Origin of the sequence: Pseudomonas sp. A214 (assembly GCF_900156295.1) — a bacterium.
GTDB lineage: Bacteria > Pseudomonadota > Gammaproteobacteria > Pseudomonadales > Pseudomonadaceae > Aquipseudomonas > Aquipseudomonas rhizophila.
Window position 1 is genome coordinate 3,445,098 of sequence record NZ_LT707062.1, and the last position, 15,275, is coordinate 3,460,372.

Here is a 15,275-nt window from a genome sequence, read left to right on the forward strand (position 1 = left end):
TGGATTAGTATTTATGCAAAGTGTCTGTGTTTACACAGTGGGTCATTCGACCCGAACCCTCGAACAGTTCGTGGAGATCGTCAGCGGTTTTGGTGTCGATACCATTGTCGATATCAGGACCGTCCCGCGATCACGGACAAATCCTCAATACAATCTGGATACGCTTGCACACCGACTGGCCGAATTCGATATCGGGCATCAACAGATTCCGGAGCTTGGCGGATTACGAAAAAAATCAAAGACCGTTGCCGATGAGGTCAACGCATTCTGGGTCAATCGAAGTTTCCATAACTACGCGGACTACGCCCTTTCGCAAGAATTTGAGGTCGGTCTGAATCGCCTCCTCGCGCTCAGCAAGACTCACCACTGCGCCATCATGTGTGCGGAGGCTGTTTGGTGGCGTTGCCATCGCAGGATCGTCGCCGACTATCTGTTGCTTCGCGGTGTAGAAGTCATCCATATCATGGACAAAGATAAAGCCAATACAGCGGTGTTGAGTCCGGCTGCGAAGGTTCACGGGCTGAAATTGACTTATCCCGCTGGAGAGTGAACAGGGCTACTGAGCTGTGTCGGCCACTGGCTGCCGAGCTTCGGTGCGCACCACCATCCAGATGCCGATCCCGGACACCGCCATGCCCGACACCATTTGCCAGGAAAGAGGTTCGTTGAACATCGCCCAGGCCCACAGCATCGTAACGGGGGGGCTGAGGTACAGGACGCTGGCGACCCGGGTGGCTGACGCGCGGCGCAGGCACAGCCAGTAGAGCCCATATCCGCCAATCGTAGACAAGCCCGCGGTCCACAGGACACTCAAGATAAAACCTGTGCTGGGTATCGGTGCGAGGCTGCCCTGTAAGCCCTCGACCAAAGCGAAGGCAAAGCCCGAAACACAGCATTGCAGCCATAGGTTGGGGAGTAGGCCCAAGGACTGCGATGGCGGGAGGTGCTTTTGCCACAATGTCGCGACGGCGAGTGAAAGCATGCCAAGCAGCGGCAGCGCATAAGCCCATAAGGGCGCATCGCCCCAGGCCAGCGCGCCATGTGTCACCAGCGCGGCCCCGATCAGGCCGATGACCAGGCCGGCCCAAACCGGCCAGGCCAGTCGCTGTCCCAGGACGCCCGCGGCCAATAAAGCCAGGCCCATGGGCAGAAGGTCGGCGAACAGGGCAGCGAGCCCGGCCGGTACGCCCAAGGCAATGCCTTGGGTAATACCCGCCAGATACCCCGCCATGGCCAGCAAACCGATGCCGGCGTTTTTCAGCAGCACGGCAGCCGAGGTTCGCCTCAAGTTCCTGGCGACAAACGGGAACAGAACGAGCGTGACCAGCACGCAGCGCCAGAACACGACCAGTAACGGTGGCGCGTAATCAAGCGAGAAGCGCGCGCCGATGAAGCCTGAACTCCAGCTCAACACCAGCGCCGCCTCGAGTAAGAACAGAGGTATCGCCTGGTGCCATTGAGGTTTGGAGAGAGCAGGGCATGAGATCGATCGGTATGCATTCATGCCCACAGGCTACGAAAGCAGGCTAATCTAATAAATCAAAATATAGTGCAGCAGTCATTCACAAAGGTTGAATTATGCCGGCCATACTCGATATCGAACTGATACGGACTTTTCATGCGGTGGCGCGCATCGGCAAATTCAGTGCGGCGGCGGAGCAACTGCACAAAAGCCCGGCAGCGGTGAGCGTGCACATCCAGCGGCTGGAAGCGGTCGCCGGTGGACGATTGCTCAACCGTGACAATCAGGCGGTTTCCCTGACCGCACTGGGCAAGCGTTTGCTCCTGTCTACCACCGAGTTGCTCAGTACCCACGACCGGGTCTTGGCCGATCTGCATGGCACCCGTCTGGCGGGGCGTATCACCTTGGGCGTGCCGGATGAATATGCGGACCATGTCATCCGCGACATCCTTCCGACATTCGCAGCCGCCTGGCCGAACGTGGTACTGGAGCTCAGGACGGCGCCAAGCTACGCGCTACGTGATCAGGTTCAACGTGAAAAACTCCAGGCTGCGATGATTGCCCGGCCGAAGGAGCTGCCGGACACAGAGTCGCTGCGGTTAACCTCCACGACACCTGTTTGGGTCGGCCCGATCAATAGCGTGATTGCCTCGACGCAGCCGCTGCCACTGGCCGTGCATGCGGCGCAGTGCCCTTATCGACAAGCCATGGTGGAAGCGCTGAAGCAATGCGCTCGCAAGTCGCGCATTGTCCTGGAAAGCCCCTCCACCCAGGCCGTCAAGGCGTGTGTGGAGGCCGGCTTGGCGATCAGTCTGATAGACCGGGCCCGGGTGACGGACAAGATGCAGATCCTCGATGATCTGCCCCGGGTGCCGGAGCACGAGGTGGTGTTCATTCGAGCGCAGGCGTCCCATGCCGATGAGGCGGTGAACCTGCTCTCCCGAGCCATGCAGCAATATTTTCGGCTTTGATGAAAGGGGCGGGGCAATCCCGCCCACCAGGTTTATTTTTTACTGCCCGACAACGGCGGCGTACGCGGTGGGACCACCCGTTTGGAGCCCAGCGACTCAAACGCCGAAGCCAGGCGCAACAGGGTCGAATCGTCATAGGCACGTCCGGCAAACGTCAGCCCTACAGGCATGCCAATGTCCGCCATCACGCCCATCGGCACAGTAACGGTGGGCACGCCCAGGTGCCGGATGGCCAGGTTGCCATTGGCGACCCAGACCCCGTTGCTCCAGGCGATATCGGCGGACGCCGGGTTGATATCTGCATCTGCGGGGCCAACGTCGGCGACTGTCGGGAATATCACCGCATCGAGCCCTAGCCGGTCCATCCAGTCTTCAAGATCGATTCGACGTGTCTGTTCAAGGCCCCGCAGTCCGTCCGCCAGGGTGGGGATCTGGTCCCACGGCGTAATGCCGCGTTCGGCCATCCTGACGTATTCATCCATGCCAGCGGCCAGGTCGTCCTCACGGTTGGGCAGGGTGCCCGGGTCGTGGGGGAATATCAGCGGTCCGTCAACATCGGCCAGGCGATTGAGTTTCGGATCACCGTTGGCCCGCAGAAAGTCATCGAACGCCCAGGCCGACAGGTCCCACAACTCATGGTGCAGGAACTCCTTGGACACCAGGCCCCGAGTGAATACGGTCGGCGCGCCCGGACGATCACCTTCGCAGTTGGACACCAGCGGGAAATCGACCTCAATCACTTGCGCGCCACAGGCTTGGAGCGCCTTGCGGGCGTCTTCCCACAGGGCCATGACCGAGGCTCGGGTGTTGATTCGCTGCCCCGTCGGCCCGCCAATGCCGGGAGCCTCAGCCGTGCCCGCTTCGGGATCGGCGTTGATGTACATGCGCGGAACTCCGAAGCGGACCCCAGCGAGTGCTTCCTTATGCGCGGCAAGGCCCGGGTATGAGGCGGGGCGAACCGAGTCGACAGGCGGGAGGGGCACCCAGGGTTGCATGCGCCACAGATCGCCCCGGGTATCAGGATCGTCCGCCACCACGACGTCGAGCACTTCGAGAAGATCCGCCATCGTCCTGGCATAGGGCACGACGACGTCCATTGTTGGCGTCAACGGCCAGTTGCCGCGTACCGAAATCACCCCGCGCGAAGGTGTATAGGCACACAATCCGTTGTTCGAGGCCGGGCCCCGGCCGCTCGACCAGGTTTCTTCGGCAAGGCCGAACGCGGCGAAACTGGCTGCCGTTGCAGTGCCTGCACCGTTCGAGGAGCCCGATGCGAAAGGGGCGGTGAGGTAGTCCGCGTTATAGGGGCTTTCAGCCCGGCCATAGACACCGCGCTGCATGCCGCCATTGGCCATGGGCGGCATGTTGGTCTTGCCCAGGCAGATCGCCCCGGCGGCGCGAAGCCGTTCGATGGTGAACGCATCGCGATAAGCGATCAGGTTCGCGAACGCCGGACTGCCAGAAGCCGCCGTGAGCCCCTTCACCAGATAACTGTCCTTGGCGGTATAGGGAATGCCATCGAGCGGACCGAGGGTTTGTCCCTTGGCCCGACGGGCATCGGACGCCTGTGCTTCTTCCAGGGCATCGGGGTTTCGCACGACCACAGCGTTGAGGGCGGTGGACGTGTCGGCGCCGTCATAGGCATCGATCCTGGCAAGGTAGGCCTGGACGAGTTCGACCGCGGTCGTCTGACCGGACTGGAGCGCTGCGCGCAGTTGTGCGATGGAGACTTCGGTAATTTCGATCATGCTGTTACCGTTGCGGCTGACTGGGGGTGTGACGCGCGGGGCCATTCAAACTGGGTCTTGGGCACTTCAGACATCTCAAAGTGGGTTCTCATGTCGGTTGCATGCACTTTACTACGGGATAACCGCCAGAGGGCCTAATTAGAAAACCGCCCACACTCGGGCAGTACCTTTTGTATAGAATACGGCCCAAGGGTGTCACCGCAAAACGCGGCAGGGCAGGTTTAATCAAGCGCAGGTCGGGCCGCCAGCGCGGAGTCGCTGTGCCTATGAGCCCGGAACCGTTGCGCCTGAATAATAAAAGTGAGTCACCTTCCGCCATGGCTTTCCTCTCCCGTTTTTTCGCCGCTGAATCCGCTGGCGGCCTGATTCTGATGGCTTCCGCCCTGGCCGCGCTGATCGTAGCCAATTCGCCCTGGTCAGAAGTGTACTTCTCCACGCTGCACATCAAAGCCCTGGGGCTTTCGGTGGGGCACTGGATCAATGATGGCCTGATGGCTCTGTTCTTTTTACTGGTCGGCCTTGAGATCAAGCGTGAAATGCTTGAAGGCCAGTTGTCGAGTTGGGGCCAACGAGCCCTTCCGGGATTTGCGGCGCTGGGCGGTATGCTGCTGCCGGGCTTGATCTACGTGGCGATCAACTGGGGTAATGCACAGACTTTGAGCGGCTGGGCGATTCCCACCGCAACTGACATCGCGTTTGCTTTGGGGGTGTTGTCGCTGCTGGGCAAGCGTGTGCCCATCTCCTTGAAAATCTTTCTCTCCGCGCTGGCGATTCTGGATGACCTTGGGGCCGTCCTCATCATCGCGATCTTCTACACCAGCGATTTGTCGACGAACATGCTGCTGGCGTCCCTGGGCGTTACGGCACTGCTGGTGGTACTCAACCGTTGCGGCGTCAAGCGGCTGTTTCCCTATGTGATAGCCGGTGCACTGCTCTGGTACTTCATGCTGCAATCGGGCATCCATGCGACCTTGGCCGGGGTCATTCTTGCCCTGTGTATCCCCCTTGGAGACTCCAACGAAGGCGGGTGGTCGCCACTGCTCTACCTCGAAGAAAAGATGCATCCATGGGTGGCTTTTGCGGTCGTGCCCATCTTCGGCTTCGCCAATGCCGGCGTGTCCCTGGCCGGTATTTCGCCGAATAATCTGCTTGATCCGGTACCGATGGGCGTGGCGATGGGGCTGTTGCTGGGCAAGCAGCTTGGGGTGTTCGGGTTGGCGGCGCTGGCCATTCGTTTCGGCTTGGCCAAACTGCCTGAGGGGGCCAGATGGTCGCAGATGTACGGCGTGGCGCTGTTGTGCGGGATCGGATTCACCATGAGCCTGTTCATCGGTGCGCTGGCATTTCCCAATGCGCCGCATCTGGTCGATGAGGTCAAAGTCGGTGTGCTGCTGGGCTCGACCCTGTCGGCCATCATCGGCGTCATGTTGCTGATGAAAGTAGGTCCCAAGAAAAACTGATGTGAGACGCGGCAGGGGCATTGTCCATGCCGCGTTATCCAGTTCGTCTCGCCTGGGTTAACCACAGTATTTCTCGTTCGCAGCGATGCTGTGGTCATGGTGAGGCGGTTGGCGTCATCTCTACGCCTTCTTTCGGGAACCAGGCCTGGGTCCGGTTGGCAAAAGCCACCAGCGACAGCATCACCGGCACTTCCACCAGCACCCCGACCACGGTGACCAGGGCCGCCCCGGAGTTAAGGCCGAACAAACCAATTGCCACCGCCACCGCCAGCTCGAAGAAATTCGAGGTGCCGATCAGGGCGCAGGGTGCCGCCACGTTAAAGGGTACTTTCCATAGCCGCGCCGCCGCGTAAGCAATGGCAAAAATGCCGTAGGACTGGATCAGCAAGGGCACGGCAATCAAAGCAATCAGCAGTGGTTTATCCAGAATGATCTGCCCCTGAAACCCGAAAAGCAGCACCACGGTGCCCAGCAGGCCGAGTATCGACAGGGGTTTGACCCGAGCGTTGAAGCGCGTGACCGCATACTCGGCCTCGCCGGCGTTTTGCGCCGAGGCACTGAGCTTCAGCCGGGTGAGTACCCCGGCAATCAGCGGGATCAACACATACAGCCCGACCGAAAGGATCAGGGTTGCCCAAGGCACCTCAATGTCAGTCACGCCGAGCAACAGCGCCACCAGCGGCGCGAAGGCGAAGATCATGATCACGTCATTCAGTGCCACCTGCGCCAGGGTGTAGGTGGCGTCGCCGCGTGTCAGCTGCGACCAGACGAACACCATGGCAGTACACGGCGCGGCACCGAGCAGGATCAGACCGGCGATGTACTGGCCGGCATCGCGAGGATCGATCAGGTCGATAAAGAAATAATGAAAGAACAACACCCCCAGCCCGGCCATGGTGAACGGTTTGATCAACCAGTTGACCACCAGGGTGATGATCAGCCCCTTGGGCCGTTCGTGAATGCGCTTGAGGCTGGAGAAGTCCACCGACACCATCATCGGATAGACCATCAGCCAGATCAGTACCGCGACAATGAAATTGACCGAACCGTATTCATAATCGGCCATGGTCTGGAACAGCCGTGGGAACAGACTGCCCAGACCAATGCCGGCGGCGATACAGAGGGCGACCCACACTGACAGGTAGCGCTCGAAAAAGCCGATGGGCTGGCGGGTGCTCATACTCAAACCTCTTCTTTGTACGTCTGCGCGCACAGGTTCCGGATGCAGAGCGTATATGGAAAAAAACATATATTTCTTAACTGAGCGCGATCCTGTTCAGAGAATACCCCCAAGAGGATTCTATCTCGTTCTGATTGTAGACGTTGCGTGGCAGGGAAAATAAACGGCGGGGGCTTTACCTTATATTCGGATAATCATATATTCGGTTTTCCGTATATTGGATGAGGCTTCATCATGACTGGCAAAGCCCGCGTTCTCTTCGTCTGCACCGCCAACGCTGCTCGTTCCCAGTTAGCCCAAGCGCTGCTCAGGCACACGGATTCGGAACATTTCGAGGCGTTCAGCGCCGGCACGGTTCCGACCGCGGTCGACCCGCGCACCTTCGAGGTCTTGTCGCACCTTGGAATCAGTACTGACGGGTTACGCAGCAAGTCGATTGATGAGTTTCAGGGAGAGCGTTTCGATTACGTGATTACCCTGTGCGATAAAGCAACTGCGCAGTGCCAGTCGCTCCCCGATGCTGGCGAGGCGTTGACCTGGAGCTTTGAAGATCCGGTCACCAGCACCAAGCCCGACGCGTTCCGTCACACGCTTCACGAAATTCATGAGCGCATCAAGATGTTTGTCTTGGTGAAAACCAAACACTGAGAACTGAAATGGCTGACCATCTGACCCCGACCACTGTCTTCAAATGCCTGGCCGACGACAATCGGGTGCGCATGATGCTGCTGATCACCCGAGAGGGGGAGTTGTGCGTCTGCGAGCTGACCTGTGCGTTGAACGAGAGTCAGCCCAAAGTCTCCAGGCACTTGGCGCAGTTGCGCACCTGCGGTTTGCTCTCGGACCGTCGGCAAGGTCAATGGGTTTACTACCGACTGCACCCCAATCTTCCTGACTGGGTGCTGCAGGTACTGACCGTGGTACTCGAAACCAACAAGCACTGGTTAAGCCCCGATGCCAAGCGTCTGGAAGCAATGGGGGACCGTCCTGAACGGGTCGCCATTTGTTGTGAGAGCAAAATTGCCTGACGAGCCCCGGTAGACGATGCCGCTGGCTCGATGATTCCCAAAGCGCCGTCGCGCAGGAAAAGACTATGTTTGATGACTCTATTCCCCAACTCGAAACCGAACTGGCCGATCTTCCGTCGACAGACAAACTCGGTATCGAAACCACATCCAGCCACAAGCCACGCATTTTGCTGCTGTACGGATCGACGCGCGAGCGTTCCTTCAGTCGCCTGCTGGTAGAGGAGGCCGCTCGGTTGTTGGAGCACTTCGGCGCCGAGGCGCGGATTTTCAATCCGTCGGGGCTGCCGCTGCCGGATGACGCGCCGGTCGATCATCCCCGGGTCCAGGAACTGCGCGAGCTGATGCAGTGGTCCGAAGGCCAGGTCTGGTGCTCGCCGGAACGCCACGGGTCCATGAGCGCGGTGTTCAAGGCGCAGATTGATTGGGTACCGCTGGCGATGGGCGCGGTACGCCCGACCCAGGGCAAAACCCTCGCTGTCATGCAGGTATGCGGTGGCTCGCAGTCATTCAACGTGGTCAATCAGCTGCGGGTGCTGGGACGCTGGATGCGCATGTTCACCATTCCCAACCAATCTTCCGTGCCGAAGGCCTATATGGAGTTTGACGACAGCGGCCGGATGAAGCCTTCACCGTTCTATGACCGCGTGGTGGATGTGATGGAGGAGTTGGTGAAGTTCACGCTGCTGCTTCGCGACCGCCAGGATTACCTGGTCGACCGCTATTCCGAGCGCAAGGAGTCGGCGCAAGAATTGATGAATCGCGTCAATCAGCGCTCCATCTGAGTCAAGCCCAACGCCTGGTTCGACCGGCAGTCGAACTCCATAGACACCAGCCACAGGAGCACAACAACATGACGATCAAAGTGGGTATCAACGGTTTTGGGCGTATTGGTCGCCTGGCATTGCGGGCCGCCTGGCATTGGCCGGAGTTCGACTTCGTGCAGATCAACGACCCGGCGGGTGACGCCGCGACCCATGCGCATCTGTTGAACTTCGATTCGGTGCATGGTCGCTGGAATGCAGAGGCTGGCTCCGAGGGCGACAACATCGTCATCGATGGCAAGCGGATCAAGGTCACGGCCAATAAAGCGATTGCCGACACCGATTGGTCGGGCTGCGATCTGGTGATCGAAGCCAGCGGAAAAATGAAGACGGTTGCCGTGCTTCAGGGTTATCTCGATCAGGGTGTGAAGCGCGTGGTGGTCAGCGCCCCGGTGAAGGAAAAAGGTGCATTGAACGTCGTCATGGGCGTCAATCATCAGCTGTTCAAACCCGACGACCATGCCATCGTCACCGCCGCTTCATGCACCACCAACTGCCTGGCGCCGGTGGTGAAAGTCATCCACGAGAAGCTTGGCATACGCCACGGTTCGATCACCACCATTCACGACCTGACCAACACCCAGAGCATCCTTGATCAACCCCACAAGGACCTGCGCCGTGCGCGGGCTTCGGGCATGAGTCTGATTCCCACCAGCACCGGCTCGGCCACCGCCATCGCGGAAATCTTCCCGGAGCTGCGCGGGCGCCTCAATGGTCACGCCGTGCGCGTGCCACTGGCCAACGCTTCGCTGACCGATTGTGTCTTCGAGGTCGAGCGAGCCACCACCGTCGAAGAAGTGAATCAGTTCCTCAAGGACGCTTCCGAGAACGAACTCAAAGACATCCTCGGTTTTGAAGAGCGCCCATTGGTGTCCATCGATTACCGAACCGACCCGCGCTCGTCGATCATTGATGCGCTGTCGACCATGGTTATCAATGGCACCCAGGTCAAACTCTACGCCTGGTACGACAATGAATGGGGCTATGCCAACCGCACCGTGGAACTGGCCCGGATGGTCGGTCGGACAGTCTGAGGAACGGTCATGAAAGCGTTGTCAGCCCTCGCTCCGCAAGTGCGGCAGTACCTGCTCGTCACCGGCAATTACTGGGCCTTCACCCTTACCGATGGCGCCTTGCGCATGTTGGTGGTGCTGCATTTTCATGCGTTGGGCTACAGCCCGCTGCAAATCGCCGCGCTGTTTTTGTTCTACGAAATCTTCGGTGTGATCACCAACCTGGTGGGCGGCTACCTCGGTGCCCGGCTTGGCCTGAACCGGACCATGAATATCGGCCTGGGGATGCAGGTCGTGGCGCTGTTGATGCTGACAGTTCCCTTGGCCTGGTTGACCATCCCCTGGGTGATGGGGGCTCAGGCGCTGTCCGGGATCGCCAAAGACCTGAACAAGATGAGCGCGAAAAGCTCGATCAAGCTGCTGGTTCCCGATGGTCAACAGGGGCAATTGTACAAGTGGGTGGCGATTCTCACCGGCTCCAAGAATGCCCTCAAGGGCGTTGGTTTCTTCCTGGGGGGCGCCTTGCTGGCCCTCATCGGCTTCAAAGGTGCGCTGCTGGCGATGGCCGGCGTACTGGCGTTGATCTGGATCGCCAGCCTGATCCTGTTGAAAAAGGATCTGGGTAAAGCGAAAGCCAAGCCCAGGTTTCGCGACATCCTCTCCAAGAGCCGCGCGATCAACATTTTGTCGGCGGCACGGATGTTCTTGTTCGGTGCCCGCGACGTCTGGTTCGTGGTGGCCCTGCCGGTTTACCTGAGCAGTGTTTTCGGTTGGGACTTCTGGAAGGTCGGCGGTTTCCTCGCGGCTTGGGTGATCGGCTACGGCATCGTGCAGTCTTTTGCGCCCAACATCACTGGCAAGAAACGTGGGCACGTGCCGGATGGTCGCGCGGCGTGTCTGTGGGCAATGGCATTGGCGGGTCTGCCCGCGGCCATTGCGCTAGGACTCGACAGCGGGTTGGCACCACAGACGGTGCTGCTGGGTGGGCTCATGGTCTTTGGAGCGCTGTTCGCGGTGAACTCTTCGTTGCACAGCTACTTGATCGTGTCTTACGCCAAGGAAGACGGCGTGTCGCTGGATGTGGGTTTTTACTACATGTCCAACGCCATGGGACGGCTGATCGGAACGGTGCTTTCTGGCTGGGTTTATCAAGTGTACGGGCTGCAGGCGTGCTTATGGATCTCCAGCGCCTTCGTGCTGCTCGCCGCTTTGATTTCCATTGGATTGCCTCGTCACGCCAGTCCGGCGGTCGATCTTTAACCACCTTCAGACTTCGTTAAGAAACGGCCTCGATACTTTCTCCCCATACCCAAGGGAGAACGTTGACCCATGCCCGATTCTGACTGGAACATCCATCTACCGCTGGCTTTCGGCAATGCCGGCCAGCCGGTTCGCCACTTGCACCGGGCTATGCCGGGAGAGCCCCGCCGGGATGAGTTCGAAGCCTTCATCCACCGGCGTTTCCACCAGGCGCACGGCGCCGAGATTCGTCACTTCATGCCCGAACTGTTCGGGCTCGATGATGCTGACGGCAGGCTTTGCGCCGTGGCAGGCGTGCGTCTGGCCGCCCAGGGACCGCTGTTTCTCGAGCATTATCTGGACGATCCCATCGAGCCTTTGATCAAGGCCGATGCAGACTGCGCAGTGGATCGCGCCGGCATTGTCGAAGTTGGCAATCTGGCCGCCAGCGACACCGGCAGCGCTCGCCTGAGCATTATCGCGATCACCTATCTGTTGGCGATGGGCGGGCTGGAGTGGGTGGCGTTCACCGGCAATATCGGCCTGGTCAACAGTTTCCATCGCCTTGGCCTCAAGCCCGTGACCCTGTGTCCGGCCGACCCGCAGCGCCTGGGGGAAGACCGTCACCTCTGGGGCCGCTACTACGAGAGTCAGCCATGGGTTCATGTCGGCAACATCCGTGCAGGCTTCGTTCATCTGCGCGACGCCGGTCTGTTCGACCGCCTGGGGTTCTCACAGACCTATGGGGAGGCGTGCCATGTTGCCTGAAGTGGAGCGCTTCAAACTCACCCTGCGTGAGCATGCCCAACGCAAGGGCTACGCCGTGGCGCTGTGGGGCGATAACTTGCGGCTGGACTACGCCACGCTTTATTCCGAAGTGGTGTACCGCCAGCAACGCCTGCGCGATGAACACATAAAGGTTGTTGCCCTGGCCCTGGATAACGGTGTCGAAGCCATGCTTTGGGACCTGGCGGCTTTGTTCGAAGGTCTGGCTTGCGTCATCCTGCCGGGTTTTTTCAGTCCGGCTCAACGCTTGCACTGCCTGGAGCAGAGCCAGGCGCAGCGGGTGATTGCCGAGCCGGGACTGGCAGACGAACTCCAGGCCGCCGGTTACCACTACAGCGGCGAGTTCTGGCACAAAGATTACCTCGGACCGAGCCACCTGCCGGCGGGCACCGCCAAGCTGACCTTTACCTCGGGCACCACCGGCACGCCAAAAGGTGTCTGCCTGAGTGCCGACAGCCTGCTGCGGGTCGCCCGTGAGCTGGAACAGGCCAGTCAGCCGGTCAACCCAAGGCATCATCTGGCGCTGCTGCCCCTGGCGGTGCTTCTGGAAAACCTCGGGTGCTACGCGGCGCTGTATGCCGGGGCGATGCTCAGCCTGCCTGGCCAGAAAACCCTTGGCATCCAGGGCGCCAGTGGCGTCGACCCGGCGCGCCTGTTGGCGTGCCTGACCGAGCGCCGGGCGCAGAGTCTGATCCTGGTTCCACAATTGTTGCTGATGCTGGTCACGGCCGCCGAGCAGAAAGCGTTCTACCCACACGCTTTGCGGTTCGCCGCCGTGGGCGGTGCGCGGGTATCCCATGATCTTCTGCAACGAGCCCAGCGTGCTGGCGTGCCGGTATTTGAAGGCTACGGACTGTCGGAATGCGCTTCGGTGGTGTGCCTCAACCGGCCACAGGCCAACCGCGCCGGCAGTGTCGGTCAGCCGTTGCCCCATGTGCAGGTTCGTCTGGCCGAAGACGGCGAGGTCATGATCAAGGGCTCGACCTTGCTCGGATACCTGGGGGAGCCTCCGCCGCCCGACGACTGGTGGCCCAGCGGCGACTTGGGGGAGTTCGACGCCGACGGGTTCCTGTACCTGCGCGGGCGCAAGAAGCACCAATTCGTCACCAGCTTCGGTCGTAACGTTAACCCTGAATGGGTCGAAGCCGAACTTACCCAAGGCGGCACCATCAGTCAGGCCTTCGTCTATGGCGAAGCCTTGCCGCACAACCATGCATTGCTGTGGCCCACCCGCGCTGACTGCTCTGATCAAGCGCTGGAGCTGGCGGTGAGCAAGGCCAACGAGGCGTTGCCCGATTACGCGCAGGTCCATCACTGGACGCGACTGGCGCACCCCTTCACCGCAGCCAACGGCCTGCTCACCGCCAACGGCCGACCGCGCCGTGAAGCGATTGTCGAGCATTACCGCGGGTTGTTCAGCGAATCCATTCTGTCCGAGGAATATCCGTCATGAGTTTTTTCGACACGTTGCAAGAAGCCACCCATCAGGAACGTCAAACGCTGTTTAATCTGCCGATTATCCGTGACGCCCTCGACGGCCAGGTCAGCCTGGCCAGTTACCGGGCGTTTCTGATCCAGGCCTACTACCACGTGCGCCACACCGTACCGTTGATGATGGCTTGCGGTGCACGCCTGCCAGCGCACTTGGAATGGCTGCGCAAAGCCGTGTGCGAGTACATCGACGAGGAATACGGTCATGAGCAATGGGTGCTGGATGACATCGCCGTGTGTGGAGGCGACAAGGATGCGGTGCGTGATGGTCAGCCGTCGCTGCCTATCGAATTGATGGTCAGTTACCTGTATGACTTGATCGCCCGGGGCAATCCGGTGGGGCTGTTCGGCATGGTCAATGTGCTCGAGGGCACCAGCATCGCTCTGGCGACCCACGCCGCCGACGCCATTCGTGAACACCTGGAACTGCCACCCACCGCTTTCAGCTACCTCAGCTCCCACGGCTCGCTGGATATCGAGCACATGCAGACCTATCGCGGCCTGATGAACAAGCTGGAGGATCCGGCCGACCAGGCGGCGGTGATCCACGCCTCCAAAGTGGTGTACACGCTCTACACCGAGATGTTCCGGGGCCTGCCCCGTGACAAGGGGGACCAGCATGCGCCTGTGTGACGCCCGGATCGTCTTGACCGGTGCCAGTGGCGGAATTGGCCTAGCCATCGCCCAGGCCCTATGCGCCAGTGGCGCTCGGGTGTTGGCCGTGGCCAGGCATCGCGAAGCGCTGGAACCCTTGATCGAACGCTACCCGCAGCAGTTGTACTGGGTTGGCGCAGACCTGACTGTGCCAGGTGATCGGCGCAAGGTGCTGGCCGCCGCCGAGGCCTTGGGCGGCATCAACCTGCTGATCAATGCCGCCGGTGTTAACCACTTTGCCATGCTCGAACAACTCGAGGACAGTGAGATCGACGCCATGCTGGCGTTGAACATCAGCGCGCCGATCTGTTTGAGCAAACTGTTGCTGCCACTGCTTAAACAGGCCGCCAGCGCCATGGTGGTCAATGTCGGCTCGACCTACGGCTCGATCGGCTACCCAGGCTACGCCAGTTACTGCGCCAGCAAGTTCGCCCTGCGCGGGTTCTCCGAAGCACTGCGCCGGGAGTTGGCGGACACCCGGGTCGGCGTGCTCTACGTGGCGCCCCGGGCTACGCGTACGTCGATGAACAGCCCGGCGGCCCAAGCCCTCAACCAGGCGCTTAAGGCCAACGTCGATGATCCGCACGCGGTGGCCTCGGCGGTCATACATGCCATTACCGGCGACCGTCGCGAGCTGTATCTGGGCTGGCCCGAGCGTTTTTTCGTCGGTCTCAACAGCCTGCTGCCCAACCTGGTGGACCGTGGCCTGCGCAAGCAACTGCCACTGGTTCGCCGTCTGAGCCATAAACCTGAGAACGAGCACCTCAAACCATGAAAAAAATTCTGATCTGTTTACTGTTCGGCGCCCTGGCTCAAAGCGCCTGGGCCTTGGATGACGCCGACCAGCAGCGTCTCACAGGCATCCAGCAAAGCTGGGCGCATATTCAATATGAGTTGCCTGAGGGGCAGCGTGCCGATGCCTTTGAAAAACTCGCCGCCCAGGCTTCGGCGTTCAAGCAGCAACGCCAGTCAGTGGCCGAGGCCTGGATCTGGTCGGGCATTGTCAAAAGCAGTTGGGCAGGGGCCGCAGGCGGGATCGGTGCGCTGGGCAAGGTCAAGGACGCCAAGGCCGATCTGGAACAGGCCCTGGCCCTGGATCCCAAAGCCTTGCAAGGCTCGGCCTACACCAGCCTCGGCGCACTCTATGATCGGGTTCCCGGCTGGCCCTTGGGGTTTGGCGACTCGGACAAGGCCGAGCAACTGCTCCAGCAGGCGCTGCAACTGAACCCAAACGGCATTGACAGTCTGTACTTCTGGGGCGATCACCTCTACCGTCAGAAACGCTACGCTGAAGCCCGGGTTGCCCTGCAAAAAGCCTTGCAGGCAGCGCCACGGCCCGGCCGGGAAACCGCTGACGCGGGGCGCCGCAAGGAAATCGAAGCGTTGCTGGTGGATGTGAACAAAAAACTTGGCTGAGAGGAG

Annotated in this window: 16 protein-coding genes; 13 read left to right on the forward strand and 3 right to left on the reverse strand. The window is 60.4% G+C overall.

Features of this window, described 5'->3' with window-relative positions; all coding sequences use genetic code 11:
* Positions 1-70 precede the first annotated feature (70 nt).
* Positions 71-550: a DUF488 domain-containing protein gene (locus BW979_RS15430; protein ID WP_230682590.1), complete on the forward strand. Its 480-nt coding sequence runs from the start codon at positions 71-73 to the stop codon at positions 548-550.
* Positions 551-556: 6 nt separating this feature from the next.
* Here BW979_RS15430 and BW979_RS15435 read toward each other — a convergent pair whose 3' ends face one another.
* Positions 557-1,504, reverse strand: coding sequence for a DMT family transporter (locus BW979_RS15435; RefSeq protein WP_076384298.1), 948 nt, complete (start codon positions 1,502-1,504; stop codon positions 557-559).
* Positions 1,505-1,578: 74 nt separating this feature from the next.
* Between BW979_RS15435 and BW979_RS15440 the strand changes: the two genes are divergently transcribed.
* On the forward strand, positions 1,579-2,433 hold the full coding sequence (locus tag BW979_RS15440; protein ID WP_047225642.1) for a LysR family transcriptional regulator: 855 nt from the start codon (positions 1,579-1,581) through the stop codon (positions 2,431-2,433).
* Positions 2,434-2,465: 32 nt separating this feature from the next.
* Here BW979_RS15440 and BW979_RS15445 read toward each other — a convergent pair whose 3' ends face one another.
* A complete protein-coding gene (locus tag BW979_RS15445; RefSeq protein WP_047225868.1) occupies positions 2,466-4,181 on the reverse strand; it encodes an amidase in 1,716 nt (571 codons plus the stop codon).
* Between the two features lie 266 nt (positions 4,182-4,447).
* Between BW979_RS15445 and nhaA the strand changes: the two genes are divergently transcribed.
* Positions 4,448-5,641: a Na+/H+ antiporter NhaA gene (gene nhaA, locus BW979_RS15450; RefSeq protein WP_047225643.1), complete on the forward strand. Its 1,194-nt coding sequence runs from the start codon at positions 4,448-4,450 to the stop codon at positions 5,639-5,641.
* A 94-nt stretch (positions 5,642-5,735) separates the two neighbouring features.
* Here nhaA and arsB read toward each other — a convergent pair whose 3' ends face one another.
* A complete protein-coding gene (arsB, locus tag BW979_RS15455; RefSeq protein WP_076384300.1) occupies positions 5,736-6,821 on the reverse strand; it encodes an ACR3 family arsenite efflux transporter in 1,086 nt (361 codons plus the stop codon).
* A gap of 234 nt (positions 6,822-7,055) precedes the next feature.
* On the opposite strand from arsB, the gene BW979_RS15460 reads away from it, so the two are divergent.
* The 10 genes from BW979_RS15460 to BW979_RS15505 all read left to right on the forward strand — a co-directional run bounded on the left by BW979_RS15460 (position 7,056) and on the right by BW979_RS15505 (position 15,269).
* Positions 7,056-7,469 carry an arsenate reductase ArsC gene (locus BW979_RS15460; RefSeq protein ID WP_047225645.1) on the forward strand — a complete coding sequence of 138 codons (414 nt, stop codon included), beginning with the start codon at positions 7,056-7,058 and terminating at the stop codon, positions 7,467-7,469.
* 8 nt (positions 7,470-7,477) lie between these two features.
* A complete protein-coding gene (locus BW979_RS15465; RefSeq protein WP_047225646.1) occupies positions 7,478-7,849 on the forward strand; it encodes a metalloregulator ArsR/SmtB family transcription factor in 372 nt (123 codons plus the stop codon).
* 65 nt (positions 7,850-7,914) lie between these two features.
* Entirely contained in the window at positions 7,915-8,631 is a 717-nt protein-coding gene (gene arsH / locus BW979_RS15470) for an arsenical resistance protein ArsH (protein ID WP_047225647.1), read from the forward strand.
* A 68-nt stretch (positions 8,632-8,699) separates the two neighbouring features.
* Positions 8,700-9,704, forward strand: coding sequence for an ArsJ-associated glyceraldehyde-3-phosphate dehydrogenase (locus BW979_RS15475; protein WP_076384302.1), 1,005 nt, complete (start codon positions 8,700-8,702; stop codon positions 9,702-9,704).
* 9 nt (positions 9,705-9,713) lie between these two features.
* Positions 9,714-10,943 carry an organoarsenical effux MFS transporter ArsJ gene (arsJ, locus tag BW979_RS15480; RefSeq protein WP_076384304.1) on the forward strand — a complete coding sequence of 410 codons (1,230 nt, stop codon included), beginning with the start codon at positions 9,714-9,716 and terminating at the stop codon, positions 10,941-10,943.
* Positions 10,944-11,012: 69 nt separating this feature from the next.
* The gene (locus BW979_RS15485) at positions 11,013-11,690 is read left to right on the forward strand and encodes a thermostable hemolysin (RefSeq protein WP_047225650.1); all 678 of its coding nucleotides are present in this window, start codon (positions 11,013-11,015) and stop codon (positions 11,688-11,690) included.
* On the forward strand, positions 11,680-13,161 hold the full coding sequence (locus BW979_RS15490; protein WP_076384306.1) for an AMP-binding protein: 1,482 nt from the start codon (positions 11,680-11,682) through the stop codon (positions 13,159-13,161). The genes BW979_RS15485 and BW979_RS15490 overlap by 11 nt, the downstream gene beginning before the upstream one ends.
* On the forward strand, positions 13,158-13,832 hold the full coding sequence (locus BW979_RS15495) for a TenA family transcriptional regulator (RefSeq protein WP_076384308.1): 675 nt from the start codon (positions 13,158-13,160) through the stop codon (positions 13,830-13,832). Before BW979_RS15490 ends, BW979_RS15495 begins: the two co-directional genes overlap by 4 nt.
* Complete coding sequence (locus BW979_RS15500; RefSeq protein ID WP_047225653.1) at positions 13,819-14,628, forward strand: SDR family oxidoreductase; 810 nt, start codon at positions 13,819-13,821, stop codon at positions 14,626-14,628. Before BW979_RS15495 ends, BW979_RS15500 begins: the two co-directional genes overlap by 14 nt.
* Positions 14,625-15,269, forward strand: coding sequence for a tetratricopeptide repeat protein (locus tag BW979_RS15505; protein ID WP_076384310.1), 645 nt, complete (start codon positions 14,625-14,627; stop codon positions 15,267-15,269). The genes BW979_RS15500 and BW979_RS15505 overlap by 4 nt, the downstream gene beginning before the upstream one ends.
* Positions 15,270-15,275: the final 6 nt, after the last annotated feature.

Bases quoted from the DNA above. Each gene is read 5' to 3' on its own strand.
- BW979_RS15435 (WP_076384298.1), bottom strand. From the start codon at position 1,504: ATGAATGCATACCGATCGATCTCATGCCCTGCTCTCTCCAAACCTCAA.
- BW979_RS15440 (WP_047225642.1), top strand. From the start codon at position 1,579: ATGCCGGCCATACTCGATATCGAACTGATACGGACTTTTCATGCGGTG.
- BW979_RS15445 (WP_047225868.1), bottom strand. From the start codon at position 4,181: ATGATCGAAATTACCGAAGTCTCCATCGCACAACTGCGCGCAGCGCTC.
- nhaA (WP_047225643.1), top strand. From the start codon at position 4,448: ATGAGCCCGGAACCGTTGCGCCTGAATAATAAAAGTGAGTCACCTTCC.
- arsB (WP_076384300.1), bottom strand. From the start codon at position 6,821: ATGAGCACCCGCCAGCCCATCGGCTTTTTCGAGCGCTACCTGTCAGTG.
- BW979_RS15460 (WP_047225645.1), top strand. From the start codon at position 7,056: ATGACTGGCAAAGCCCGCGTTCTCTTCGTCTGCACCGCCAACGCTGCT.
- BW979_RS15465 (WP_047225646.1), top strand. From the start codon at position 7,478: ATGGCTGACCATCTGACCCCGACCACTGTCTTCAAATGCCTGGCCGAC.
- arsH (WP_047225647.1), top strand. From the start codon at position 7,915: ATGTTTGATGACTCTATTCCCCAACTCGAAACCGAACTGGCCGATCTT.
- BW979_RS15475 (WP_076384302.1), top strand. From the start codon at position 8,700: ATGACGATCAAAGTGGGTATCAACGGTTTTGGGCGTATTGGTCGCCTG.
- arsJ (WP_076384304.1), top strand. From the start codon at position 9,714: ATGAAAGCGTTGTCAGCCCTCGCTCCGCAAGTGCGGCAGTACCTGCTC.
- BW979_RS15485 (WP_047225650.1), top strand. From the start codon at position 11,013: ATGCCCGATTCTGACTGGAACATCCATCTACCGCTGGCTTTCGGCAAT.
- BW979_RS15490 (WP_076384306.1), top strand. From the start codon at position 11,680: ATGTTGCCTGAAGTGGAGCGCTTCAAACTCACCCTGCGTGAGCATGCC.
- BW979_RS15495 (WP_076384308.1), top strand. From the start codon at position 13,158: ATGAGTTTTTTCGACACGTTGCAAGAAGCCACCCATCAGGAACGTCAA.
- BW979_RS15500 (WP_047225653.1), top strand. From the start codon at position 13,819: ATGCGCCTGTGTGACGCCCGGATCGTCTTGACCGGTGCCAGTGGCGGA.
- BW979_RS15505 (WP_076384310.1), top strand. From the start codon at position 14,625: ATGAAAAAAATTCTGATCTGTTTACTGTTCGGCGCCCTGGCTCAAAGC.